Annotated in this window: 20 protein-coding genes; 9 read left to right on the forward strand and 11 right to left on the reverse strand. The window is 56.9% G+C overall.

The window, feature by feature from the left end:
- Positions 1-62 precede the first annotated feature (62 nt).
- Positions 63-3,158, reverse strand: a complete 3,096-nt coding sequence (locus ACNT1W_RS06850; RefSeq protein WP_419246551.1) for an amino acid adenylation domain-containing protein — start codon at positions 3,156-3,158, stop codon at positions 63-65.
- Positions 3,159-3,230: 72 nt separating this feature from the next.
- A complete protein-coding gene (locus ACNT1W_RS06855) occupies positions 3,231-4,832 on the reverse strand; it encodes a condensation domain-containing protein (RefSeq protein ID WP_419246552.1) in 1,602 nt (533 codons plus the stop codon).
- A 504-nt stretch (positions 4,833-5,336) separates the two neighbouring features.
- On the opposite strand from ACNT1W_RS06855, the gene ACNT1W_RS06860 reads away from it, so the two are divergent.
- The 4 genes from ACNT1W_RS06860 to ACNT1W_RS06875 all read left to right on the forward strand — a co-directional run bounded on the left by ACNT1W_RS06860 (position 5,337) and on the right by ACNT1W_RS06875 (position 12,554).
- Complete coding sequence (locus ACNT1W_RS06860; RefSeq protein ID WP_419246553.1) at positions 5,337-7,460, forward strand: TonB-dependent receptor; 2,124 nt, start codon at positions 5,337-5,339, stop codon at positions 7,458-7,460.
- Positions 7,461-7,560: 100 nt separating this feature from the next.
- Positions 7,561-10,485: a condensation domain-containing protein gene (locus tag ACNT1W_RS06865; RefSeq protein ID WP_419246554.1), complete on the forward strand. Its 2,925-nt coding sequence runs from the start codon at positions 7,561-7,563 to the stop codon at positions 10,483-10,485.
- A gap of 46 nt (positions 10,486-10,531) precedes the next feature.
- A complete protein-coding gene (locus ACNT1W_RS06870) occupies positions 10,532-11,764 on the forward strand; it encodes a YncE family protein (protein WP_026142225.1) in 1,233 nt (410 codons plus the stop codon).
- Between the two features lie 205 nt (positions 11,765-11,969).
- Entirely contained in the window at positions 11,970-12,554 is a 585-nt protein-coding gene (locus ACNT1W_RS06875) for a flavin reductase family protein (RefSeq protein ID WP_419246555.1), read from the forward strand.
- A gap of 84 nt (positions 12,555-12,638) precedes the next feature.
- Here ACNT1W_RS06875 and ACNT1W_RS06880 read toward each other — a convergent pair whose 3' ends face one another.
- From ACNT1W_RS06880 to ACNT1W_RS06890, 3 genes are all read right to left on the reverse strand, one after another.
- A complete protein-coding gene (locus tag ACNT1W_RS06880) occupies positions 12,639-12,875 on the reverse strand; it encodes a hypothetical protein (protein ID WP_419246556.1) in 237 nt (78 codons plus the stop codon).
- Positions 12,876-12,936: 61 nt separating this feature from the next.
- Positions 12,937-13,071, reverse strand: a complete 135-nt coding sequence (locus tag ACNT1W_RS06885; protein ID WP_419246557.1) for a hypothetical protein — start codon at positions 13,069-13,071, stop codon at positions 12,937-12,939.
- A 147-nt stretch (positions 13,072-13,218) separates the two neighbouring features.
- Entirely contained in the window at positions 13,219-13,467 is a 249-nt protein-coding gene (locus tag ACNT1W_RS06890; RefSeq protein WP_115183191.1) for a hypothetical protein, read from the reverse strand.
- A 221-nt stretch (positions 13,468-13,688) separates the two neighbouring features.
- Here ACNT1W_RS06890 and ACNT1W_RS06895 point away from each other — a divergent pair, with 221 nt between their 5' ends.
- Both ACNT1W_RS06895 and feaR read left to right on the forward strand, forming a co-directional pair.
- The gene (locus tag ACNT1W_RS06895) at positions 13,689-14,330 is read left to right on the forward strand and encodes a DsbA family protein (protein ID WP_419246558.1); all 642 of its coding nucleotides are present in this window, start codon (positions 13,689-13,691) and stop codon (positions 14,328-14,330) included.
- Between the two features lie 191 nt (positions 14,331-14,521).
- Complete coding sequence (feaR, locus tag ACNT1W_RS06900; RefSeq protein WP_259190572.1) at positions 14,522-15,430, forward strand: transcriptional regulator FeaR; 909 nt, start codon at positions 14,522-14,524, stop codon at positions 15,428-15,430.
- A gap of 36 nt (positions 15,431-15,466) precedes the next feature.
- Here feaR and ACNT1W_RS06905 read toward each other — a convergent pair whose 3' ends face one another.
- From ACNT1W_RS06905 to tehB, 3 genes are all read right to left on the reverse strand, one after another.
- Complete coding sequence (locus tag ACNT1W_RS06905; protein ID WP_419246559.1) at positions 15,467-16,966, reverse strand: aldehyde dehydrogenase family protein; 1,500 nt, start codon at positions 16,964-16,966, stop codon at positions 15,467-15,469.
- Between the two features lie 144 nt (positions 16,967-17,110).
- Entirely contained in the window at positions 17,111-17,749 is a 639-nt protein-coding gene (leuE, locus tag ACNT1W_RS06910; protein ID WP_419246560.1) for a leucine efflux protein LeuE, read from the reverse strand.
- A 153-nt stretch (positions 17,750-17,902) separates the two neighbouring features.
- Positions 17,903-18,763: an SAM-dependent methyltransferase TehB gene (gene tehB / locus ACNT1W_RS06915; RefSeq protein WP_218217499.1), complete on the reverse strand. Its 861-nt coding sequence runs from the start codon at positions 18,761-18,763 to the stop codon at positions 17,903-17,905.
- Positions 18,764-18,969: 206 nt separating this feature from the next.
- Here tehB and ACNT1W_RS06920 point away from each other — a divergent pair, with 206 nt between their 5' ends.
- A complete protein-coding gene (locus tag ACNT1W_RS06920) occupies positions 18,970-20,073 on the forward strand; it encodes a DUF1615 domain-containing protein (RefSeq protein WP_012005429.1) in 1,104 nt (367 codons plus the stop codon).
- Here the strand turns inward: ACNT1W_RS06920 and ACNT1W_RS06925 are convergent.
- Entirely contained in the window at positions 20,070-20,678 is a 609-nt protein-coding gene (locus tag ACNT1W_RS06925) for a glutathione S-transferase (RefSeq protein ID WP_310473624.1), read from the reverse strand. The genes ACNT1W_RS06920 and ACNT1W_RS06925 overlap by 4 nt on opposite strands.
- Before the next feature lie 15 nt (positions 20,679-20,693).
- Positions 20,694-21,548: an alpha/beta fold hydrolase gene (locus ACNT1W_RS06930; RefSeq protein WP_419246561.1), complete on the reverse strand. Its 855-nt coding sequence runs from the start codon at positions 21,546-21,548 to the stop codon at positions 20,694-20,696.
- A gap of 70 nt (positions 21,549-21,618) precedes the next feature.
- Here ACNT1W_RS06930 and ACNT1W_RS06935 point away from each other — a divergent pair, with 70 nt between their 5' ends.
- Positions 21,619-22,527: a LysR family transcriptional regulator gene (locus tag ACNT1W_RS06935; RefSeq protein WP_419246562.1), complete on the forward strand. Its 909-nt coding sequence runs from the start codon at positions 21,619-21,621 to the stop codon at positions 22,525-22,527.
- Between the two features lie 16 nt (positions 22,528-22,543).
- Here ACNT1W_RS06935 and ACNT1W_RS06940 read toward each other — a convergent pair whose 3' ends face one another.
- On the reverse strand, positions 22,544-24,220 hold the full coding sequence (locus ACNT1W_RS06940) for an alpha-keto acid decarboxylase family protein (protein WP_012005433.1): 1,677 nt from the start codon (positions 24,218-24,220) through the stop codon (positions 22,544-22,546).
- Between the two features lie 802 nt (positions 24,221-25,022).
- On the opposite strand from ACNT1W_RS06940, the gene pagP reads away from it, so the two are divergent.
- The gene (gene pagP / locus ACNT1W_RS06945; RefSeq protein WP_329910357.1) at positions 25,023-25,616 is read left to right on the forward strand and encodes a lipid IV(A) palmitoyltransferase PagP; all 594 of its coding nucleotides are present in this window, start codon (positions 25,023-25,025) and stop codon (positions 25,614-25,616) included.
- Positions 25,617-25,741: the final 125 nt, after the last annotated feature.

Here is a 25,741-nt window from a genome sequence, read left to right on the forward strand (position 1 = left end):
CCGATTTACCCTTGGGTGATGTGAGAGGGCGCAGCATGCAGCGCCCCTACGTTTAAACAGTGTTAACGCGCCAGTAGCGCTGCGACCTCCCGGGCATTTTTGCAGGGGATCAGCAGCGTGGGTGGCAGACGGGTGCCGAAGGCGTCGTTGAGCTGTGCGGCCACCTGCCGAATGTGCGGCAGTTTCAGCCCCATGCTGATAAAGGCGGTTTCATCTCCCCATTCCGGGCGTGGCGTTGCGCCGATGGTCTGCAAATAGATAGCTAAAATCTTGCCGCTATTGGCCGGTGCTGTGCCTGGCAACGGTGCGGCGCAGGCGTTTAACCCCGGTGCCGCCCGTTCGGCGCTGAAGGCGGCGCGGATGCGGTGGCGGTCTGTCTTGCCATTGCCCGAAAGCGGCAGCGCTTCGGCGTGGATAAAGCGCGTCGGGATATGTGTGCAGGGCAGGTAACCGGTTGAGAACGCGCGGATCGCCGCCAGCGACAGTGGTTCGCCGTTGTGAGTGAGGTACATCGCCCCGAGCGTGGCTTCGCCGTTATCTCCGCCGGGGTAATCCACCACCACGATGTCGAGGATCGCCTCGTGTCCACGCAAGACGTCTTCAATCTCCGGCAGCGAGACGCGCACGCCACGGATTTTCACGTAGCCGTTCACCCGGCTGGCGAACAGGATATTGCCATCGGCACGATAGTAACCCTGGTCGCCAGTGCGGAAGGCGCGCAGCGGTTGGCCGTCTGGCCCCTCCAGCGTGACGAAATCATGCTGTTTTAAATCACCGTCTTCCAGATACCCCAATGCCAGATTCACCCCGGCAGTGTGGATGCGGCCGACCACACCGGCCGGGCAGTGGCTGCCGTCGTCATGGCAAATAAAATACTGGTTGGCCGGCAATGGTTGGCCATAGGGCACGGTTCCGGTGTCCTGCGGTGCTATCGGGTGCCAGATGCTCCAGATGGTGGTTTCGGTTGGCCCGCCGAGCGAGAACAGGCTGATATCCGGGCGCAGGCCACGCAATTGCTGCACCGTGGCCGGTTTGATGTAGTCGCCACCCTGAGCCACCAGCCGCAGCGAACGCAGGCTGTCGTCGGTTTTACAGGTCAGCAGCATCTCCAAAATGGCCGGTACCGAACACCACAGGCTGACGCGATAGCGCTCCACCAGTTGGTTCCAACTGATGGCGTCTTTTTCCTGATGGGGTGCCGGTAACACCAGGGTCGCACCGGCGCTGAGCGAGCCGAACAGATCAAACATCGACATATCATGGTGCGGTGGCGTGACCGAGATCATCACGTCATCGGCGGTGACCGCCCAGCGTTGCAGGGTCTGGCCGATAACGTTAGCGGTGGCGCGGTTGTTGAGCACCACGCACTTCGGCTTGCCGGTGGTACCGGAGGTATACAGGTAATAACTGGCCTCGCTGCTGGCGCTGCGTTCGGTCAGCGTCTGGCGGTCCGGCAATGCTGCGTGGCTTGCTGACGGGGCGAGCAGCGCTGCCGGTGTTACCCCGTTCGGTGTTTCCAGTTCACCACGCTGAACCACCAGATCCGGCCGACAGTTGGTCAGCAGATAAGCGGTGCGCTCCGGAGGCGAGTTAATGTCGATCGGCACCCAGATAATCCCCAACAGCGCACAGGCCAGCGAGATAGTGACATGCTCCGGGCTACGCGCCAGATACAGCGCCAGTACGCTGCCAGGCCCCAGACCACGTTGTTGCAGATTGGCCATTACCGCGGCGACCTGCTCGCCTAGTTGCGGGTAAGTCAGGGTTTGTTGATCGCAGATCAGCGCCGGTCGTGGCTGCGGATCGTTAAATAGTCGTTCCGCCAACTCAGCAAGATAAGGGTAAGCACTGAATGCCGCCTCGTCGTGGTTATGGCGGTAATGCTGATAATCGATAAATTGCGCCGGGGCAATTTCCAGATCACCGTCCCGGCACATCAACATCACCCGGCGCTGCAGCGCGCCCAGCATCGCCTGCACCTGCTCGCCATCCAGCGCTTGCTCGGCATAGTCAACGCACAGCAGCAGGTTTTTGTCGGCATCCTGCGTCAGCCGGATATCAATCGCCACCTGCGGCGTCTGGGTTACGCCGTCAAAATAACGCACTGGTGCATGGGCCGGCAGTGTCTCCCAGCCCAGACAGTTGGTGAGGATCACCGGCAGCGCAGGGGATCCCTGACTGTGGCTTTGTAGCTGCCGCGCCAGATCAACGCCGGAAAACGTCAGGTGATCGAGTGCGCCCAGCACGTCGTCCTGCAGCGCCTGCGCGCGGCTGACAAAGCTGCCGCCAAGGCGGGTATAACGCACCGCCACGAAGGTGGAAGCGTTACTGAGTGAGCCATCCGCCGCTGGAAATGCCACCGGCACCCCAACGCAAAGCTCGCCGTCGGTGGTCCATTGCGCCAGCGTATCGAGGATCAGCGCCGAAAGGCTGCTGTTGCGCAGCAGGGCATGGGCGGACCCCAGGCGTGAAAACTGTTTCAGTACCTCGCGCGGCAGGGTCAGGTTGGCACGGCGGTAACGCGAAGATTTGATATTGGCCAGCGGAGTGCGCCACGGCAACGCCGACGGGGTGGTAATGTCCTGCAGCTTGGCCTGCCAGTAGGCGGCGTCGGCCTGACGCTGCTCTGCCGTGGCGATGGCCGGTGGGCTGGTGGGGGCGATGGGCGGCAGCGTGGCGTCGTCAAACAGCCGGGCGATCACGCTGGAGATGCCCTGACCGTCGAGAATTAGCGCGTCGAAGCTGGTGAAAATCACACTGTCGTAAGGGTTGCCTGCCACGTCCTGCATCTCTGGCAATTGAATGGCGACAATACGCCACAGCGGCTGCGCGGGATCGTGGCGCTGGTGCGAATATTGCTCGCGAAGGTCGGCCAGACGTTGTTGTGCAGCCTGATGATCGAGCGCCCGCAGATCCTGTCGATCCAGGTTCAGCGTGGCTTCCGGCCGAACATGCTGAGTAAAGCGCTGGGGATCGATGCAGGTACGAAGCGCCGCGTAATGTTGTACCAGCTCCCTCAGCCGGGTTTCCAGCCGTGCCAAATCCAGCCGCAGGCCGTGATATTCGCGAAAGTCGTGCATTGCCACGCCGCCGAGCGGCCATTGTTCGCTGCGGCCGAGCAGATAAGCCTGCTGCAGCGTGGTTAATGGTGTCTCCATGGTATTTCCCTATTGTCGCTAACCAACGAAAAAGAATGCGGAGCGCGTGAGGCTACGCGCCCGTCACTGATATCAGGCTTTGGGTGTCAGTACCTTCAGCAGCATTTGCGCCCCCTCGACGGCGTTGGGCGCCTGCCGGCAGATCAGCGCAGCAAGGGCCGCCGGGGATGGATTAGCCGCTACGTCCGCTGGGGTCAGCGCCACCGACAGATATTTGTTAACCACCGCCAGTAATGCCGGCAGCCCGTCCTGCGGCAATGGCAGGGCGTTGATGTCGTCGTCATCACTCAGCCTGGCGTCCGGCACCACGCGTGCCAGCAAATGATGCAGCAGTTGGCGCACTGGCATTTGGCGGGCCAATGCCGGTGTGGAACACTCTGCCAGCCACTGCGCCAGCGGCAGATTGAAGCTGCCCGGTTGGTTGGCGGCCTGTTTCAGCAAGGCGCCATAGGTGGCAAACAACTGTGGCAGCAGCCCATCCGGGAAGGCATCCAGTCGCACGTCCCAGTTGATCAGAATGCCGCCGTTGGCGTGCGCCACCTGGGCATCCAGCGCCACCTGCGGTCCCTGGGAAATCACCCATTCCAGCGGACCAAAGGTGCGGGTGACATTGCCTGAGAACAGCGCTTTGCCGCGAATGCCGAAACCGGCGGTAAATACCACCGGTGAGGGCTGCATGCTGCCCTGCAGACGCGACAGATCGCGCATCACGCTGACGCCCGGATAGTCGGCATGGGCGATCAATTCTGCCAACTGCGACATCAGGCGTCGGCAGAAGGCGGGCAGGTTTTCTGCCGGATCCAGCTCCACGCCGAGCAGCACCAAATTGGAGAAGTCGCCAATCAGGTTGTCGACGCTCTCTTCGGCACGATGGAACAGCGGTACGTTCAGCCGAAAGCGCGACAGCCTCCAGCCGTGGCCGACGGTGACGGCGAACAGCGCTAAAAACAACGATGAAAGCGTGATGCGGTGCGCTTTGGCGACTTGCTCCAGGGCTTTGGTTTCTGTGGCGCTCAGTTGCAGCGCCAGCCGATCGCTACGGCAGCGATCCGGGGTACGCAGCAGGTGCGGTGCGGGCGGCAACTGGGCTAGCCGCTCACGCCACCAGGCCTGCGCGCGGGTGCGGTGTGCATGAAGCTCGGTGTCAGCTTGCTGCCGCTCCAGATAGTCAAAGTAGGCAATGCTGCTGTCGCTCGGTGCCACCGGGCATTGATGATAAAAACGCGCCAAATCCTCCATCAGCACGCGAAAGCTCATGGCATCACCGGCAATCATATCCAGATCGACATGTAACCTGCTGTGGCCACCCGGCAGCAGGCTGAGGCTGATATCACAGGGGATACCCTGTTCCAGCGGCAGCATTTGGCTGCTTTTCGCCAGCCGTTTTTCGGCAAGCCTGTGGGTAACATCGGCAGTGTCCGCGTGGCTAAAATCGTCCAGATGCAGGCCATGTTGCGGGCCGCAGGGGGCGATAGTTTGTTGGCCATCGGCGGTGACCTGCAGGCGTAACATGGGGTGATGCAGGTAAAGAATGGCAACGGCCTGTCTCAGTCGTTCGACATCCAGGTCGCAGCAGTTAAATTCCGCATACAGGTGGGCACTGACGCCCCCCAGTGGCGCTGCGGATTGCCGGCCCACCCAGTAGGCGGCCTGCATCGTGGTCAAGGCTTTCATCGGGTTTCCATCAAGATTTAGAGACTGTAAGAATATATTGCAATGTTAATGGGAATGAAAATTATTACTATTAATATTTATTATGATAACGCAGAGGAATAATGTGGTTAATGCTGGGCGGTACTCAGGGGGGTAAATTATTAACTCTGATATGGTTATGTTTTATATTCATTTTAAATGAAATTATTGATTTTTTAGTGATGTGATTCTTTTGCTTTACCGATCTCCTTTCTGATTGTTTTTCCTGGCATTCATTCACTCAAGTGATAATGATTTGCATTAAAATATGTAAAATATTATCATTATTAACAATTCTTTACGTTTCCAGACAAAAATCAGCCTCTACCCGCTGCGTATCGGGGGTGGGGCGTTTGTCTGCGGCAAGGATATGCAACAGCAAGGTCAGGAAGGCCGCAATGCCATTGTCAGTGTGAAAAGCAGCGTCGTTACCTATGTGAAAACAATTAAATTTTTGTGCATCTGGGATGAAAGGAGAATACATCTATGAGCAAGCATTCAGCGGCTCAAAGGCATAAAATCGTAGGAAACAAGGAAAAAGCAGGCTTACAGGTCATCGGGGCATTTTCCTCACTCTTTCTGGGTCTTTGCTCTCTGTCTGTCGGCAGCGTTAACGCCGCCGTCGTGGACGAGAAGGTTCAGGAAACCGCAGACAGCAAACGTAACGACAACTGGCAGGACTCCGAGAGCCTGCTGGTCACCGGCGAAAAAATCAAACGCAGCATTTTTGATACCGGCTCCAGCGTGCAAGTGTTCGACAGCGAACGCATTGCCTCTATGCCCAATGCGTTGCAGGTCCCTGATTTACTGAGGATGACTGCCAACGTCATGGATGTGGGCATCGGTAACGACCTTCCGACCGTGCGCGGTATCGATGGCTCCGGCCCGAATACCGGTGCCAATGCCTTCCTCAGCGGCACCCGCCCACGTCTCAATCTGTCATTGGATGGGCGTTCATTAACCTATAACGAGCAGGCCTACGGCCCGCAGTCGCTGTGGGATCTGGATCGCGTAGAAGTCTTCCTCGGGCCGCAGAGCTATATTCAGGGGCGCAACGCCATTGCCGGCGCCATCGTGATGGCCAGTAAGGATCCGACCTTTGACTGGGAAAGCGCCTTCAAGGGGGGCGCGGGCAACCAGCATTCTTCACAACTGTCCGCCATGGTCTCCGGCCCGCTGGTGGAAGACCAACTGGCGTTCCGCGTCAGCGTCGATCGTCAGCGCCGCCGTAGTGACGTCGACCTGCCCGCCTATGAACCGGTGGGCGATCCGCGCGAGGTTGAAGCCACTACCGCCCGTGCCAAACTGTTGTTCAACCCGGCAGGTATGCGCGAGTTGACCACCAAGCTGACCTTTAACCATTTTGGCAGCACCTCACCGCAAAACGAGAGCCTCAATCCGCTGGTTCACCCGACCAGCCTGCGTCACGATCCGCGTCGTGCGGTATTTAAAAGCAACACCAACAGCGGCGTCTGGGATCTGGCCTGGGAGCAGTCCGACAGCCTGACGCTGGAAAACCGGGTGATCTACACCGACTTCAATATCAACCGTCCTACCGCTTATGCCTTGCCGTACGCCGATATCGGCGGCAAAGAGGTGCATGTGGAGCCGGTGGCGCGCTTTGGCGGGCCGGGCAGCCGCCTGCACGGGCTGGCGGGGTTGCGTTACTTCCACGCCAAGCAGGATGAGTTCGTTAATATTTTCGGTGGTTCCACCTTCAAGGATAAAACCGACACTAATTCGGTGTTTGCCGAACTGACCTATGCCATCACGCCACAGGTGGACCTTACCGCCGCCAGCCGCCTGGAGCGAGAGCACCGTCAGCGTACCGGTGGCAGCAAGGCCGTACGTATCGACTTCGACGAAACCTACGACGTGTTCCTGCCGAAGCTGGATCTGGCCTGGAAACCGACGGATACCCAGACCTACGGCGCCAAAGTGGCGCGGGGTTATAACGCCGGTGGCGCGGGCATCACTATCGGCACGCCGGTGGTCAACTACACCTACGGTTCCGAGTATGTCTGGAACTATGAGCTCTACACCCGTCACCACCTGAAAGACGCCAACGTCATTCTGACCAGCAACATTTTCTACAACGACTACAAAGACATGCAGTTGCCGTACTCCCTGGGGCCAAACTCATCGGTGATCCGCAATGCCGACAAGGTGGAAACCTACGGTGCGGAGATGGGGGCGACCTGGCAGCCGCGCTGGGACTTCGAGCTGTTCACTAACGTTGGCCTGTTGAAGACCAAAATCAAGAAGTTCTCGGGCAGCGGCGTCGATGGGCACGAACTGGCGCGTGCGCCGGCTTATACCGCCAACATGGGCGCCAAGTACCAACTGATGGCCGGGCTGGAACTGAGCGGCAACGTGGCGTTCTCGGACTCCTACTACTCGCAGTACGACAACGACTCACGCGGGCGCATCGGTTCTTACTGGTCGGCGAATACCCAACTGGCGTACACCTTCGCCTATGGTCGCGCCACCCTGTATGCACAGAACCTGTTTGACTCGGAGCGTCGCGTGATGGTCAGCGGCAACGACGTGTACACGGCGACTCAGCAGCGCCCGCGCATGATTGGCGCGGCACTTGAACTGACATTCTGATGCGGTAGCAGCCAGTCTGCACAAGGGGCGTACCAACGCCCCTTTTCATGACTCGCGTTCCCCGATGTTCCGGCGTGGCCGGGCGCAAGGAGATAGAGCAGTGAGCGGTTATTTTGACAATATTCTTAGCGATGACGAAGCCCAGCGTTTGGATCTAGCGTTCCAGACGCTGGGTGCGCGGGCAGCGGATGCCTCTCAACCCTTGAGTGAAGCGGAAGAGCTGGCGTGGTTCATGCACCAGCAGCGGGGCGATGGCAGCAGCCAGCAGGCAATGGCCTGGCGTCTGGGTGGCGAGCCGGATATCGGCCGTTTGGTTAGCGCGCTGGAAGCCCTGACGCGGCTGATGCCTGAACTGGACGTTCGTTATGACTTCGATGACGAACAGGGGTTACGCAAACTGCGCGGTAACGCGACGCTAAACCCGGTGAGCATTCAGGCGGTGTTGGACGAACGACAGGCGGTTAGCCGTTTGCTGCAGGCGCAGGCCGCTCCTCTCGAACTGGCGCGAGAAGCACCGATACGTTTCCTGCTGTTCACCGGCACCGGAGCGATATTAGGCGTAGTGGCGCACGATATTTTGGCGGAAACGCTGTCCTGTCGGCAATTATTGACCACGCTGTCGGCGCTGTATAACGGTATTGAGCCGACGCCGAGTTTTGCCATCATTCCTCCGGTGGCGACCCTGGCGGAAGCCAGCGAACTGGCGCTGCCGTGGCCGCGTCAGGCGACGGCCCTGCGCGATTACCAGACTTCCGCCCCTCAGGATGAGCTGCTGGCTCAGGCCGGGGTGCGTATAGCGACTCGCGTAGCGCGCAAAATCTTGCCTGCTGCAGACAACCCGGCGACGCTGCTGGCGGCGATTGCCGTGCGTTTTGGGCGCTTTATCAGCGCGCAGTCTGGCGGGCAACCGGTGCAACTGAGTGTGCCGCAGGGCGATGCGCAGCAGGCGAGCGGTCTGGACGCCTGGATGAGCACTGCGCAACTCAAACGTCTGACCCTGGGGCCTGTGGATCCTGAGGCGGAAAGTCGCCTGCTGGCACAACAAACGGCGGAACGGGCTAATCCCCAGCTGGCCCAACTGTTGGTGACCTGGCTGGCGGACTCGTCGGTGGCGTTGCAGCTTGACGGTGTCAGCGCCGAACGACTGTTGCTGCCACCACTGCATACGCCGTTTGAAATGGTGCTGGCCCTGAGCCTGCCGGATCCGGACACGGTGGTGCTGGAACTGGTTACGGATCCCCGTTTAACCCCACATGCCGCGCCTTTCCTGCTGGAGCAGTTTGTTGCTTTCCTCGCCGGACGGTTAATAACCACGGCGCTACTTCCTGCCGCTGAGCAGCCGTCAACCTTGCACGAGAGCGTTTTGGCGACGCAAGACGCGCAAGCAGAAAATGCCGAGATTACCCAACTGATCCTGGCGGAATTCCGTGACGCGCTGGTCGCACCGGAGATGACCGCCGATGAAGATTTCTTCGATCGCGGCGGGCACTCGCTGGTGGCTACCCGGGTTATCGGCCGCCTGCTCAGCCTGCACCGCATCGAACTCAACATTAACGATCTGTTCAGCCACGCGACCGCCCGTGGATTGTCGGCTTACGCCAAACGTCAGGCAGTGGCGGAACCGAGCGCACAGCAACTTGCCGCGCAAACACAGGGGGAGGTGGTTCAGGCGCCGTTGTCTCTGGCACAGCACTCCTTGTGGAAGGTCTACGAGGCCTTCGGCCACGACGAAATCTTCAATCTGCCATTCGCCATCTGTTTCCTTGATCCGGTGGATGAAACCGCGCTGCGTCAGGCGTTTATCGACGTGATGACCCGCCACAGCGTATTGCGTTCGCTGTTTATCGACCGCGACGGCGAGGTATATCAACAGGTGGTGCCAGCCGCTGACCTGCTGGATTACGGCTGGTTTTATTTCTCCGATGAAACACCGGCCGGTAATGCCAGTGAGTTGTTGGCCAGGGCGGGGGATCACCGTTTTGATCTGACCGCCGAGCTGCCGCTGCGCGTTACCTTCCTGCGGGATGCCGCCACCGGTCAGCAGTTGCTTTCGCTGCTGTTCCACCATGTGGTGCTCGACGAGTGGTCGCTGAACCTGATGATGGACGAATTGGGGGTTGCCTATAGCCAGCGCGTGGCGGGGCAGGCGCCGCAGTGGAAAAGTGCCGTGCCGCAGTTTCATGCCTTTGCCCGGCAGCAGCAGGCGGGCGGCGTAGTACAGCAGCACCTGGATTACTGGCTGGATAACCTGCGCGACGCGCCGGTCGGTCAGCCGTTGTTCCAGCAGCAACCTTCGCACCACCCTGCGGTACCGGCCGACGCCGACGTTGACGGCGGCTGGCTGGAGTTTGACGTCGACCCGGCGGTGGCCGATGGGCTGTACGCGCAGGCCAGAAAGAACAACGCCTCACTGTTCAACGTGGTCTACGCCGGGATTACCTCGGCCCTGCGCCTGCTCGGTGGCCCGGCGGATCTGCTGGTGGGCACTTCCACCTCTGGCCGTAACGACGCCGAGTTTTTCGACACCATCGGCTATTTCACCACTGTGGTGGTGCACCGGGTACGTTTCGCCGAACAGTTGACGGTGGCGGGCCTGATTGATCAGGTTAAAAACACCATCAACGGTTCCATGCCCTACACCGATATCCCCATCGATCTGGTGGAAGAAGGGCTGTTTGGTGTTGATGCCGATCGCAAGAATCACATGTTCGAAGTGTTCATTCAGATCCACAGCCGCATCAAGTTGAATGGGGCATTCACCCTGCAGGATGGCAGCAGGGTGGCCTACCGTCAGGTAGAGCCGGAGAAAACCGCATCGCTGCTCGGTTTGCAGTTTGAAGTGATGGAAGAAAATCTCGATGGCGCGAAATCCCTGCGCGTGATGATGACCTACCGCACCGATCACTACACCGCGCACCAGGCTGAGCTGATCGCCGGCAGCATTCAGCACGTGTTTTCACATTTTGCCCAGTTGGCCGACGGGGATATGCCGCTGGCAGCCCTGCCGCCGGTACCACGGCAATGACACTGTTCACCCTAACTGACTTTATTACTTTCATGGAGATAAACGGATGTCTGGAACTTTAGGAACACCCCGCGCTTTATTGTCATTGTTGATCGCCACGTCGTTGGTGGTGGCCGGTGCGGCACAGGCCCGTGATGCCGGGATTAAGCCAGAAGATATCAAGCGTCAGCCTTTATCGTCGGCGGTGGTGGAAATGGCCTTCAGCCCAAGCCAACAGGCACTGTTTGTCAGTGCACCGGACTGGAAGGAAGAGGCGAAATCCCGCGTGCTGCGTCTGGATCCGGCCACGCTGGCGGTGCAGGCGGAGATCCCGCTGCAGGTGAAGGGCTTCGGCGTGGCGCTGGATGATGCCGGGCATCGGCTCTATCTGACACAGGGTTTCAACGGCTCGGTCGGCGTGGTCGACACCACCACTAACCGAGCACTGGCCAGCATCCCGGTGACCGAAAAGAGCATGCTGGAAAAAACCTACAAAGACGCCGGTATCAGCGGTAAACGACTGGAGTTTTTGCTCGAAGAGCTTAAGCGCTTCAAGATAACCGAAGACTATCAATACCGTATCCGCGAGGTGAAATATGACGCGCAGACCGGTCGCTTGTTCCTGCCGGGGCTGGGCTTCGGGGTGGATAGCGTGCTGTTTGTGGTGGATACCAAAACCAAAAAACTGGAAAAAATGATCCCAGGGTTTGGCTACAACGCGGTAGGCATCACCCTCGACGAAAAAGGACGGCGCGTATTTGTCTCTAACATGCAGGGACAGTTGATCACCCTGAATGCCGACACGCTGGCGATCACCTCCACCAAAGAGATCCAGGCGGATCAGTTGCTGAATCTGGTGTATGACGGCAAGAACAACCGTTTGTTAGGCGTGGATCAGGGGATCGATCGCGATAACTATCGCAACACTCATCTGGAGCGCGACTACGTGAAGCGCAGCAGTGGTCACCGGGTGTTTGCACTGGACGCGGACAGCGGCAAGGTATTGGCCAGCGAACTGACCGATGAAGTGCCGATCGGTCTGCTGCTGGACGATCGTAATCAGCGGGTGTACGTCGCCAACCGCAATGGGGTCCGTGTCGACCACGGCGCGGGTACGTTAACGGTGTTCGATTCGAAGACCCTCAAACGCCTGCAAACGCTGGATTTGCCACCGCACCCTAACAGCCTGGCACTGGATACCAGTAACAATGTGCTGTTCGTGACGGTGAAAAATGATGGTGCCAGCACCAAGGCCGGTAAACCAGAAAGCGTGGTGCGTATTCAACTGCCGAAAAACTAGTTTTATCCTGCTGCGTCAGTGAAGGCTGACGCAGCGTATTTCTGCCCGACCTCAATATGCCGCCAGCTCATGCATACACATTCTGTGCTTCTTCACGGCCAACGCAATTGATCCCCACTGCAACGCAGATCTACACTGCTGGACGGAAGGCATCGCCATTCCCCCCGATATTTGATCAGCCAAATACCTCCATTAAGGGCTTCCCATGAATCATTTTCGACCCGTTGCACTGGAACATGCCAGCCGTTTACTTAACCATGGCCCGACGGTGTTGCTCACCAGCAGAAGTCAGGATGGCGCACGGCGCAATGTGATGGCGGCCGCTTGGTCGATGCCGGTTGAATTTACGCCGCCGCGAATTGCCATTGTGGTCGACAAGGCGGCGCATTCCCGACAAATGATCGAAGAGAGCGGGGTGTTTGGTATCTGCATTCCGGCTGCGATGTTTATCGACACCACCTATGCGGTGGGCAATATCTCGGGGCAGGAGGTGGAGGATAAGTTTTCCCGTTTCAATATTGCCACGATCTCCAGTGCGACGTTGAATGTCCCCTTGATAGAACAGGGCTGCGTGGCCTGGCTGGAGTGCCGTCTGTTACCGGAGAGTGGCGCTCAGCAGAAATATGACACCTGTTTCGGCGAAGTGGTCGCCGCTGCCGCAGATGAACGGGTATTTCACGGTGGCCGCTGGAACTTTACCGACGCCGATCCGCAGTTGCACACCATCCATCATCTGGGGGCCGGCAATTTTATTCGCAGCGGCGATACCCTGCGGGCAAAAAGCCTATAAATAATTTTCAGCCACTCACACCCGCGGTAAGCACGTGGGTGTGAGCTTTCCGCATTTGAATCATCGCTGACTCAGTCACCGGCATTAATTGTGGTGAGCGGGGCGAGCCTCTGGCGCACGTTTTTCTGGCGTTTTTATATATGGTTTCTTGTGCGCTTGTTTATTGTGATGTGATTTTGGTTGCATTTTATTGCTGTGCGGCTTTTTATTATTTTGATGAACTACCGGCCTGTCATTATATTCATTAACCGGTGTTGCAGCGAATGCCGATGTGCAATTTAGCGCCATTACGGCGGTAATAATGAGTATCAGTTTTTTCATTATGATGTCCTGATTTATTTCAGTGGTGTTTTCGATCAGCCCCAGACAAGGGGCTGACTCCTTAACCTGGGCCGTTAAAATGATAGCCAGGGCCACCGCGCCCACCGCCGCCACCACCGCCTGGAGGCGGGAATATACAGCCGGAAAGCATTGCGCTAATCGCCAGCGCGCTGATGAACATCATAATACGACGCATAATATAACCTTTAATCTCTAAATTAAGATGGCTAGTATCATCTTCCGCCGTTGGTATTAGCAATATGGAAAGAGTAGGCAAACCGAAAAGGTTCTGTAAGTAAGAATATTCTAATCGGGGTGTGACCTATTACGGTAGTAGGAGGGGTTAATATCCCGCCCTGAGCATTTCATCTCGCAATAAATCGATTATCGCCGGCTCTATGTCAGGGAATTGCCGCGTAATATCGTTTATGGCTTCCTCGACGGAAGGCGCGACAAAGGTACCGGAAAAGGGCAGCAGAGGAAGGCTGGCATCGCTGTCCGGGAATTCACCGCTGATGGTGCCTGTGATGATGCCCGCTCTCTTTTCCGCAGTGAAATCGTATTCGCCAATATTTTTATTAATGGGTGTCATTTTAACCTCGGTATCCGATTTCCTGGTGCTGCTACGCACCGGTCAACGCCTTCTTTTAAGCATAGTGCCTGGGTCGGAGAACACCACCAAACGTCTGGCCCACGCCTTTGATATGGGTCAATCCCACATAAACATAAGGTAATAAAAACTGGTCTTGTCCCGATAATTTGATTATAAACACCGGCGTTAGGGACAATGTTCTCATCTGAATTGGAGTAGTTATGTTGGCTAAAGTTAATCGGCTGCTTGCCGGTGCGTTACTGGTGTTATTGCTGCCTGCCGTTGCTGCGGCGGCGGATTACCGCGCGGGCGAGCAATATACTCGTCTGGATAAGCCGGTGGCGTCGGCCCCTGCGGTGGTGGAGTTTTTCTCTTTCTATTGCGGCCCGTGCTATCAGTTTGCCGAGACTTACCATGTGGGCAGCGCCGTCAGCCAGGCATTGCCTGCGGGCACCAAACTGACCAAATACCACGTTGGCCTGATGGGCAAACTGGGGAATGAGCTGACCGAGGCCTGGTCGGTGGCGATGGTGATGGGCATTGAGGACAAAATCGAAGGCATGCTGTTCGACGAGCTGCAAAAGAAGCGTGCCATCAACAGTGAACAGGATATTCAGCGGGTGTTTGCCGCTGCCGGTGTTGATGCGGCCACCTATGAAAATGCGCGTCACAGCCTGCTGGTGAAGGGCATGATCGCCAAACAGAATGAAGCGGTCAAAGCGCTGGACGTGCGCGCCACGCCATCGTTTTATGTTTCCGGCAAGTACAAGATCGACAATGCCGGAATGGCGAGCCAAAGCGTTGACGGCTATGCCAAAGAGTACGCCGCCGTAGTCCACTATCTGCTGACCACCCAGCCTTAAGATTTTCCCCTTACTCTTGTTTTTACCTACCCGGCTACGGCCGGGTTTTTCATATCGGGTGGCTCAAGACGCAATCTGTGATCTCGGCGCCAGATCCCGGCTCCGGCATTGCTTGTATGTTATCGGGTTGTTATGTTGATTTTCTGTTCAACGCCGACAGCGTTTGTCGCTGATGTGTGAAGGGGTAAAGCATGGCAATTTCCGCGCAGGTCAGGGAGGCCGGTTTCGAGGAGTGGTTGGCGAAAATCAACTCCGCCTGCGGCCGCTTTTGCGCCAGGACATTGGGGCCTGGCTTTAGCGGGGCTATGCAGGAATTCCGTGCCCACGCGCTGCGCCTGAGCGTGGTGGATGCCGCTCAAACCCGGTTGTATCGTACCCAACAGGAGATTGCCCGTAGCGACGGTTCGCACTTTTTCACGGTATTTCAGCTACGTGGCAGCTCATTGATGGAGCAGGGCGATCGGCAGGCGGTGTTGTCCGCCGGTGACGTCACGCTAATCGACGCTTCGCGCACCAGCAGCTTTACCTTTCAACAAGACTCCCGCCAAATTTCATTGCTGATGCCGCGCAGCTATCTTGAGCAGTCTGCGTCCGATGTACAGTGCGTGCGGCGGCTGGATGCGCAAAGCAGCGTGGTGCGCCTTAGCCGGCAACTGGTGCTGGGATGCATGCAAGACTCACAGATGAGCGCTCCAGAGAGTGAGGCGATATTGAACGCGGTTGCGACGCTGTTGCGTCCGGCGCTGGTCGATCGCGTGGTGGGGGAAGACAGCCCTCCACGCAGCTTCAGCCGTACGCTGGCGTTTATCGATACGCATATTCAGTCGCCGCAGTTACGGCCGGAGTGGATCGCCGATGAGCTTGGCGTTTCGGTGCGCAGTCTGTATCGGATGTTTGCTCGTCAGGGGCTGGTGGTGGCGCAATATATCAAGCACCGCCGCCTGGACTTGTGCGCACAGGCGTTACGCAGCGCGCCGGAGCGGCAGAAACTGGCCACTATCGGTTATGACTGGGGTTTTGCCGATCACAGCCACTTTTCCACCGCCTTCAAAAGCCGTTTTGGCGTTTCGCCGAGCGAATATCGCAAGCAGTATCAATAGCGCCTTCTGCGGCGCTATTGATGATGAAGGCGCTCTTTAGTAACGAATGCACACCGATTTGGATTCGGTATAGGCATCCAGCCAGTCCGGGCCGAAGTCGCGGCCGCTACCCGATTGTTTAAAGCCGCCAAAAGGCATGTTGGCGTCGATCAACGTATGGGTGTTGACCCAGACCGTACCGGCCTGAATGCGTGGCGTATAAGCCATTGCTGCCTGCAGGCTGGTGGTCCACAGGCTGGCGGTCAGACCGTAATCGGTGTCGTTGGCTTTGCTCAGCGCTTCTTCGGCGTCCGCCACCCGGATCAGATTCACCACCGGGCCAAACACTTCTTCGCGTGCCAGATTCAACTGATCATCCGGGTTAATCACCAGCGTCGGCGGAATATAGAACCCTTGCGAGTCTGGCCCGGCTGCGCCGCTGATCAGTTCCGCATGCTTGGATCTGGCGTCGTCCAGATAGGCTGCGACTTTATTCCGGTGATCGCTGGAGACCAGTGGGTTGATCTGCGCATTGGCATCCATGCCCGGCCCGACGGTCAGTGACTTCACCGCCTGCTCGAACCCGGCGACCAGGCTGTCGTAGATTGGTGCTTCAATATAAATTCGTGAGCTGGCGGCGCACACCTGGCCCTGATTGAGGAAACTGCCCGCCATCAGGCCTTCGATAACCTGTTGTTGATCGGCGTCTTTCAGCACGATGGCCGGGTTTTTACCGCCCAGCTCCAGCGTGACGCGGGTCAGGCGATCTGCCGCCGCCCGCGCGATGCCTTTACCCACCGGTGTGGAGCCGGTGAAGCTCACTTTGGCGATCAACGGGTGTTCGGTCAGTGCCTTGCCACAGCCGGTGCCTTTGCCGGTTACCACGTTAAATACGCCCGGCGGAATACCGGCCTCGCTGGCCAGTTCGGCCATGCGCAGCAGGGTGAGCGGGGTGGTTTCCGACGGTTTGATGACGATAGAGCAACCCGCCGCCAACGCCGGCATTACCTTCCACATGCCGATCATTAGCGGGAAGTTCCACGGCACGATACCGGCTACCACGCCAATCGGCTCTTTACGGGTGTACACCTGATATTTGGCGCCCGGAGGCATCGGGATTGACACGTCCAGGGTTTGGCCGGTGATTTTGGTGGTCAGCCCGGCGGTGTAGCGCATCCAGTTCAGCGTGCAGCCGACCTCGAACATGCGGGCAATATTGATGGACTTACCCTGTTCCAGCGTTTCCAACTGGGCCAGCTCTTCGGTGTGTTGTTCAAGCAGGTCGGCATAGCGCAGTAGAATGCGCTCGCGCTCGGCGGGTAAACGTTGGGCCCAGACTCCGGAGGTGAAAGCCTGGTGGGCAGATTGTACGGCACGCGCGACGTCCTGTGCGTTGGCGTCGGCGGTGGAGGAAATTTGTTTTCCGTCAGCGGGGTTAAATACCACCAACCGATGTTCGGCACTGGACTCGCACCATTGGCCGTCAATATACAGCCCATGATGACGATCGAGAAAACGCGAAACGCTGTCCATCACTGCTAGGGTGTTGTCAGGCATACGCCCTCCTGTCAGACAAAAAAGGTCGCTATCATTAACCTTAAAAGTCTACAGCAGGCCCAGCGGCAGGACTTTTGTCTGCCTGACAATCGGTTTGCTCTGCGTGACATAACGGCTGAATGAGTCAGCCGTTAATCGGCGGGATCAGGAGCTGAGGGTCGCCAGGCGGGTGGCGAAGCCGAGGAACAGCAGGCCAATCAGACCATTGCCCAGTTTTGCCAGGCCTTTCTTGTGGTTAAAGAAGTGCGCCAGCATCGCGCCGGAAAAGATCAGCGTGGTCATGTAGATAAAACTGACCGATTCGAGGATCAACGCCAGAATGGTGAACGACAGACCGGTATGGGCATAGTTGAAATCGATAAACTGTACGAAGAACGACACATAAAACAGGATCGCTTTCGGATTGGTCAGGCTGAGCGTCAGCGATTTGCGCAGAATGCTGTGGCCGCCTTCAATCTGTTGATGCTGCTCGGCATTTTTCTGGATAAAGGTGGCGTAGAGAATCTTGGCACCCAGGAACAGCAGGTAAATCGCGCCGAGAAAACGCACCAGGGTAAACAGAAACGGCGTGGTGCGGATCAGCGAGGCCACGCCAATATAGGCGCAGAAAATCAGGATTGCATCACCGATAAACACGCCCAGCGCGGCGGTATAGCCGGCCCGCACACCGCGTGTTACGCCGGTTTTCAACACATACAACGTATTCGGGCCCGGCAGGATGATGATAAAAATCACCCCGGCCAGATAGGTCCAAAGATTCAGGACGCCAAAACTTTCTAACACAATAACCTCTCCATGCGCGGAACTGACAGCCAATAACACTGGCTACACCCGTAGCCGGGCGCGATCCTAACGCCGCGGGGGCGGGTTGGCAACGTAATAAACTTCATGTTGATTGCCGTATTTCGCCATCAGTTGCGCGCAGGCAGACAGGGGTTATGGCTTACGTGCCAGCAGCGTGGCGAAACGCAGCGAAATGCGATTACCGGCGGCATCGGTTTTGTGCAGTTGGCCAACGTCCTCGTTGTACTTAAGCACTTCCCACCCGGCGTAATAGTCTTTCAACTCACCCGGTTTAAAAGTGAACGGGAAGGGCAGGCTGCAAGGGTAATCCGGGGTGTCCATCGCCGCGACGATCAGGTTGTAACCGCCGTCGACGGTACTGTCCTGCATGTTTTTCACCAGCCGCGGGATCTGCGCCGGGTTGAGGAACATCAACACCACGGTGGAAAGGATAAAGTCGTATTCGCCGCTGAAAGTATAAGTATTGAGATCCTGCACGCTGGCGCGAATGTGCGACAAACCTTCGCTATCGATGATGCCGTTGAGGTTATCGATCGACGGGCCGTGTTTGTCCCAGGCGGTGACGTCGAAGCCTTTCAGGTTGAGATAAAGCGAGTTGCGCCCGCCGCCACAGCCCAAATCCAGCGTCTTGCCGGGCGCGATCTGCTGTACGGCCTCAATCACTTCGGAGTGGGTACGCGTCAGTTGGTATTTTTTGTGATAGTAATCTTCCGACGAGCAATAGAAAGCCAGCTGGCAGGTCATATCATCGGAGAATGAAACGATGCGGTGCCATTGCTGTGGCTCGATAAACGGCGGTTGGCTCTCGGGGCTGAACTGCCAGGTTTCGGTAGTTTCGCCCTCTTCGGTCATCAACGCGAAGGTCAATGTCCCGCTCAGTAGCCTGAGTTTGGCCCAGGTGCCGCTCTGGGTGTTGTGCTTTTGCTGGAAACTTTCCGGTAGCGTGGTGCTGTTCCATTCAGGCAGGGTTTTATAACAAAGCAGTTGGTTCATCTATCACTCCTTGGGTTCTGCGTTGCCGCATTACGATTCTATATGTTGCATATAAAATACATGTTTAAGGGCGCTTTGAACATGCCTGAGATCATCAAAGTGCATTTTCCTGGTGGCCGTACGAGAGGATTGGCATATTTAAACTGGATCACGGTCCCAGCCTGGGCTAACGTCAGTGCAGTTTATGCTAAAAGATCAGGGAAAAGATGCTAATTCGCCATTTTATCAAGCCATTGAGCCTGGGGGCACTGTTGGTGCTGGCCGGTTGTAGCACCAAAACCACGACCACTACGCCGGTGCAACGTCCGGCAGACGTCAAAGCCCAACTGGTGCGGTTAATGCCGGCCAACACCGCAGACCGTCAGGGGTGGGCCACCGATATCACCGCCGCTTTTGCTGCGCAGGGCATTGAACCCAGCGACCAGAACCTGTGTTCGGTGCTGGCCGTCACCGAGCAGGAGTCGACCTTCCAGGCCAACCCGTCAGTGCCAGGGCTGCCAAAAATCGCCTGGAAAGAGATCGACCGCCGCGCCGACCAGCTGCATATTCCCAACTTCCTGGTGCATACCGCCCTGATGATTAAATCACCAAACGGCAAGAGCTACAGCGAGCGGCTCGATAAGGTGCGCACCGAGAAAGATCTGAGCGATATCTTTGATGACATGATTAATTCGGTGCCGATGGGGCAAAAACTGTTTGGCAGCCTCAATCCGGTGCATACCGCCGGGCCGATGCAGGTGAGTATTGCCTTCGCCGAAGCTCATGCCAAAGGCTATCCGTACCCAATTGACGGCACCATCCGCCGCGAAGTCTTTAGCCGCCGTGGCGGCATGTATTTCGGTATCGCTCACCTGTTGGGCTATCCGGCCAACTACAGCCAACCGATTTACCGCTTTGCCGACTTCAATGCCGGTTGGTACGCCAGCCGCAACGCGGCCTTCCAGAGCGCAGTCAGCCGCACGTCGGGTATTCCGTTGGCGCTGGACGGCGACTTGATTAACTACGGTACCGATAAGCCGGGCACCACCGAGCTGGCGGTACGCACCCTCGGCAAGCGGTTGGACATGAGCGACTCGTCGATTCGTCGGGCGCTGGAGAAGGGCGATTTGCCTGAGTTTGCCGACACCGACCTGTATGAGCGAGTCTATGCCCTGGCGGAGAAATCCACCGGCAAGAAACTGCCGCGGGAAATGCTGCCGGGCATTCAACTGGAAAGCCCGAAAATAACCCGCAAGTTGACCACCGCCTGGTTTGCCAAACGGGTGGATGAGCGGCGCCAACGTTGCATGACCCGCGCCTCGGCGGGTTAAACCTGTGGGGTGCTGATAAATGCAGGATGCCGCTCGGCCTGGGCGGCAAATGCCGCCAGCGTCGGATGGTTATCGGCGCTAATCAATTCGGGCAACATGAGTTGAGTGAAGCTCCAGGCCACCGCCACGCTGACCTCAGCGCTGCCGATCACCGCGAGTGCGGTGCCGGCTCGCGCCAACTGTTTTTCCAGTTCGGCATAGGCTGCCAGCAACTGGCCCTGAACGCGATCCAACCAGGGCTGATGCTGTTTCTCCTGCGGCCGTAACTGTTGTTCATAAACGATTTGCACCGTTTTTTCGCAGGCGGCCAGCGCCAGACCATTGAGTTGCAGGGCATAGAGTCGCGCAGTACCCTCAGTCGGCAGCAGAGCCTTACCGCTGGGGGCTATGCCGGCGGCGTATTCCAGGATCAGTGAGGAGTCCATCAGGATTTGATCGTCGGCCAGTACCAGCGTCGGGGCTTTTACCACCGGATTAATGGCTTTGAATTGCTCAAAACCGCTGAATACCGAAATTGCGCGGTGCTCAAACTCGATCTCCAATAATTTCAGACAAATTGCCACCCGGCGTACATAGGGTGAATCCAGCATGCCAATCAGTTGCATCATGTTCTCCTGAGCCTATTCGCCCGATTTAAGTGAATGAATAAACGTCACCAGCCGTTGGGCTACCGTTTCCGGCGCGTCTTCCATTAAAAAATGGCCCGCCTGAGGGATCACCTGCAGCCTGGCACCGGGAATGTCGCCCTGCAAACGATAGGCGTAACTGACCGGTTGCCACTCATCGTTCTCACCCCACAGGATTTGCACCGGCAGGCGTAGCTCAGGCAGGCGCTGGGCGAAGTCTTCAGTATAGCGCGCGTCGTAATGGGCGATTTGATGTTGATAAAATGCCGGTTGACCGACCACGCCGACGATCGGTGCCAGATAGTGCTGTAATAGCTCTCCGGACATCCGCGATTTGTTGAACACCGCCATTTTCAGTTGGCGAGCCAGGGTTTGCTCATGCTGTGAGGCGTCCATAACGGCGTACTGATGATAATTATCGCGGATGCCGCGCCAGCTTGGCGAAGGCCAGGAATCATAACTGCAAATATCCGCGATGGTCAGCGAGCGAAAGCGCCGGGAGTGCCCAAACGCTGCGCGTAGCGACAATGCGCCCCCAATATCGTGACCAAACACGTGGGTGGACTCCAGTTGCCAATGGTCCAGCAGGTCGATCAGTAAATCTGCCTGTGCAGCAATTGAAGTGTCAGCCGACAATGGGCGTTCTGATGCGCCGTAACCCAATAAATCGTAGATATGGACTCTAAAGCCCGCCGCCGTCAGGCTGGGCAGCAAATCCCGCCAGATGATTGAGTGGGCAGGGGTGCCGTGTACCAATACCAGGGGGATGCCGGTGCCATGTATGCCGGTGGCAATACGATGGCCATTGACAATAACCTGCTGATTAAGCACAGATGTTAAGCCGTTCATGTTGATTATCCGGTTGCCGTGTTGTACGCAAACCATACTCATCGTCTTCCTATGACGCCAATGACAAGTTATGGTGAGTAAATCCGATTTTTGTCATGAGGTGTCTATGAATCAGCGCTTATCCATTGATGCTTTACGGGCGCTTCAGAGCGTTATCGATACCGGTAGCATGACGCGTGCGGCACAACAGCTAAATCTCAGCCAGTCGGCGGTAAGTTGGAAAATCAAACGGCTGGAGGAACAGTTGGGGCGCACGCTGGTCAATCGTCAGGGCATGACGTTGACTGCCACAGCGGATGGCGAGGCACTGTTGTCGCATGGACGGCAGATTCTGCAGGCTCACGATCGGGCACTGGCGCATTTTTCTCCTTCATTATTGCAGGGTAAGGTGCGTTTTGGTGCCACGGAACAGATGTCTTTACCTCAGTTGGCTGCCTTGCTGGCGGCATTCACCCACCAACACCCACAGGTGGATGTGCAACTGGTCATTGAGCAAAGCCAGGTGTTGCGTAATGCACTGGAGCAAGGAACGCTGGATCTGGTGCTACACCAACAGTTTTGCGATGCGCTGAGCGCAGAAGATGTGGTGCTGGCAACGGAGCGTATTCACTGGTGTGTACCACCGGGTTGGCGCTATCAGCCCGGAGACAGGGTGAAACTGGTCAGTTACGGACCGGACTGTTTTTACCGCCGCCTGGCGCAAGAGCGCCTGAGCGCCGCGGGTATTGCCTGTCAGGTGTCGGTGGAGTGCCCGTCGGTGGCGGGGATGCTGGCGGCCATCTCTGCAGGAATGGGCATTGGTCTGCTTAATCAGCAGTCTGTCGATCGGCGAGTACAGATCGAGGCCAACTTTGAACGCAGTCTGCCTTTGCCACCCGTGGCGCATGCGTTACGTCTGGGGGCCAGGCGGCACCACCCAATACTGCAAACCTTGCAGCAGCAGGTGGTGCAAGCTCTGGGAAAATCCGCCGTTACCTGAGCAACGGCGGATGGAGCTAAGCGCGGCGCGGGTTGGTCAGGCCGAAATTAAAGTTATTGCAGCGGTTGCAGAACTCCTTCATCACCGGCGGTGTGTCCATCATCGGCACCTTTATTTCGATAAAGGTCAATTGATCCTGTCGTGAGGCGTGCTCGAGCGCCAACTCCAGCTGTTGGGTGGTTTCTACCGCCACGCAAAACGGTGTCGCCTGGGTGTTGAGCACGGCAGGCAGCTTGGCGTAGTCCCACGGCCCAATATCGTTGTACGACGAATTTTCGCCGAGAATGTAACGCTCGATGGTGTAACCGTCGTTATTAATCAGGAAGATAATAGGCTTCTGATCGTAACGCAGCAGGGTGGAAACTTCCTGCGCGGTAAGCTGGAACGAGCCATCGCCAATAAACAGCAGGTGCCGCCGTTCCGGTGCGGCCATCATGGTACCCAGCAGTGCCGGTAAGGTATAACCGATCGAGCCCCAAATCGGCTGATTAACCACCTGGACGCCGTCCGGCATCCGCATGCCGCCAATCGCCGCGCCCGAGGTGCCGTTCTCTACCACCAGCACGTCATCGGCCCGAATAAAGCGTTGCAGGCGCTGCCATAAATAAGCCTGATCGATTGGGGTTTCGCTCGGCGTCGCCAGCCGATGGCGCGCTTCGGGTAGCACGGCCGGCTGATGATCTGCCACGCCTTCACCCAATGCCAGCAGCGCCTGTAGCAGGTCTGCCGTCGCCACTGCCGGATAAGAAGTCTCTCCCAGCTTCACTGAAAACGGCTGAATATCGATTTGCGCGTCGGACGGGATGCGATGCGAGAAATAGCCGGTGGTGGAGTCCACCAACCGTACGCCGAAGCTCAGCACGCAGTCTGAGTGCGCCATGTGTTCATAGAGTTCGGGGCGTGACAGATTACCGCTGTAACCGCCGATCCAGCCCGGCGTGGTTTCAGGAATAATGCATTTGGCCGTCGGCATGTTGGTGAGCGGGATGGCGAATTTATGCGCCACGTCGATCACCAATTGTTGTAGCTGAAAGCGGTCCACCATTTGGTCGACCAGAATAATCGGTTTTTTTGCCAGTTTTAGCCGCGCAAGCAACGCCATTGCCGCCAGTTGAACATTATATTTGTCGCTGGCGGGTAATTGCGGTGGTGCCACCGCCTGAGTGATTTCAATTTCTACATCACAAATATCAGAAGGTAATTGCAAATAAACCGGTTTCTTTTCCGTCCAGGCGCGGGAAATAACGCGGGGAATTTCCACTGCCGCATTTTCCGGCGTAATTAATGCCTGGGCGACGGTGAATTGTTTAAAACAGTTCATCACGTTATCAAAGTTACCGTCCGCCAGCGTGTGGTGCAGCAGCAGGTGATTTTTCATGGCATGCAGCGGCGGGGTACCGGACAGGCAGACCACCGGGGCCGATTCGGCGTAGGCACCGGCAATGCCGGACAGTGCGGCCAGGTCGCCGACGCCATAGGTAGTGATTAGCGCTCCGGCGCCTTTTAGCCGTGCATAGCCATCGGCTGCGTAGGAGGCATTGAGTTCATTACAGTTGCCAATGAACTCCAGCTTGTCATCCTGTTCAATCAGTTCCAGCAGCGCCAGATTATAGTCGCCGGGTACGCCATAAATACGATCGATGTTCAGGGTGCGGAGCTGTTGCAGGATAAAGGCTCCAATAGTGATTTTCATGTATTTCTCCGGATTTCTTATCTTTCTTTTATCAGGCAGAGAACGGCAAAGTTAATTGCCGGTGATGTTGTGTCGCGAACCATGAAATAACGCTGAACCCGTATGAGCAGGGCTTCGCTGGTTAGCTTTAACAATTATTTAAACTATCGGCTTGTTCAAGTTGCGGTGGCGGTATCGGGAGCCGGTGGCTTGTATTCGGGGGTTTACGTTGTGACTAATCACCATCAAATGTAAGGTTATTGATGTTGGTATTTTTCATTGAATGTAATAGATATGTAAAATTTGGCGCGTGTAGCCAAATCATGGGCCGCTGGTTGAACGTTCGGTACTTTTGCCTGCGGGTTAAATTGCTGCCTGCCATCCACCCGTTATCGACGACATTGGCCTCTATTGCAGCGATGTAACTGCATATTTACAGCGGCGCTGCCCGACGGGGGCCTGAGCTGGATAGGATCGCCGATATAACGGGTTTTCAGTCCCGATTAAAAACGTGACCGCCGTTACATTTGCTTGCCGGTCGGCAGTAAACATTTCGCTACACCCAGAGTAGAAAAGAAGTTTTCCCACAGGTTTTATAACCGCCAGAACCTGCCGGCGTGGCGGGGCGATTGCGGAGTATTCTGACAGACGCTGCCCTGAGGGAAGGATAGCCTGAGCGCCCAAAATCGGCTCTCGCCCCTGATGACGGCTAAACTTAACCAAGTGACAACAGGGTGGAGAAACAGGCTGGATAAATAAGATACAGCTTGATCTTGATGGGGTGATGGGTAAGAATCCCCGGCCTTATTTTTTACAGGAATTTATGATGTTTTTTAAACGGACAATTTTGGCTTGCACAGTGGCGCTGCTATTTCCTGCACTACCTTCTTACGCTGAGGTTGGTGCCGAAAATAGCAATTCCGCGCAGGCTGAAAAACCGGGGTTGTGGCAGCGTTTCACCAGTAACGTGGCCGAAACCTGGAACAACTCTCCGAATAAAGACCTCTATGTGCCGGCAATTACCTGGCACAACCGCCTGACTTACAGCCAGGAAAAAATCGACTCGTACAACGAGCGGCCGTGGGGCGGTGGCTATGGTATCTCGCGTTACGACAGCGACGGCGACTGGCATGGCCTCTATATGATGGTATTCAAGGATTCGTTCAATAAGTGGGAACCGATCGGCGGTTACGCTTATGAGAAGATCTGGCGGCCGCTGGAGGACAAGGATTTCCGTCTTGGCCTGGGCTTTACCGCCAGCATCACCGCGCGTGATAACTGGAATTACATCCCTATCCCGGCACCCTTGCCGTTGGCCTCTATCGGCTACAAACAACTGACGTTCCAGGCCACCTATATTCCCGGTACCTACAATAACGGGAACGTGTTCTTTGGCTGGTTCCGCTGGCAGTTCTAATCACCGGCGGGTCGTTCGATCTGCCCCCTGTTGCTGATTATTCAGCCAAAAAATTACCTCAATTCTGAAAAATTCGCGGCATTGTCCGTTAAAAGGAACTTGTTGCCGGTGGTGGCGTCCGAAGA

The sequence above is a fragment of the Serratia sp. NFX21 genome (assembly GCF_048517035.1).
In the GTDB taxonomy this organism is placed as follows: Bacteria; Pseudomonadota; Gammaproteobacteria; order Enterobacterales; family Enterobacteriaceae; genus Serratia; species Serratia quinivorans.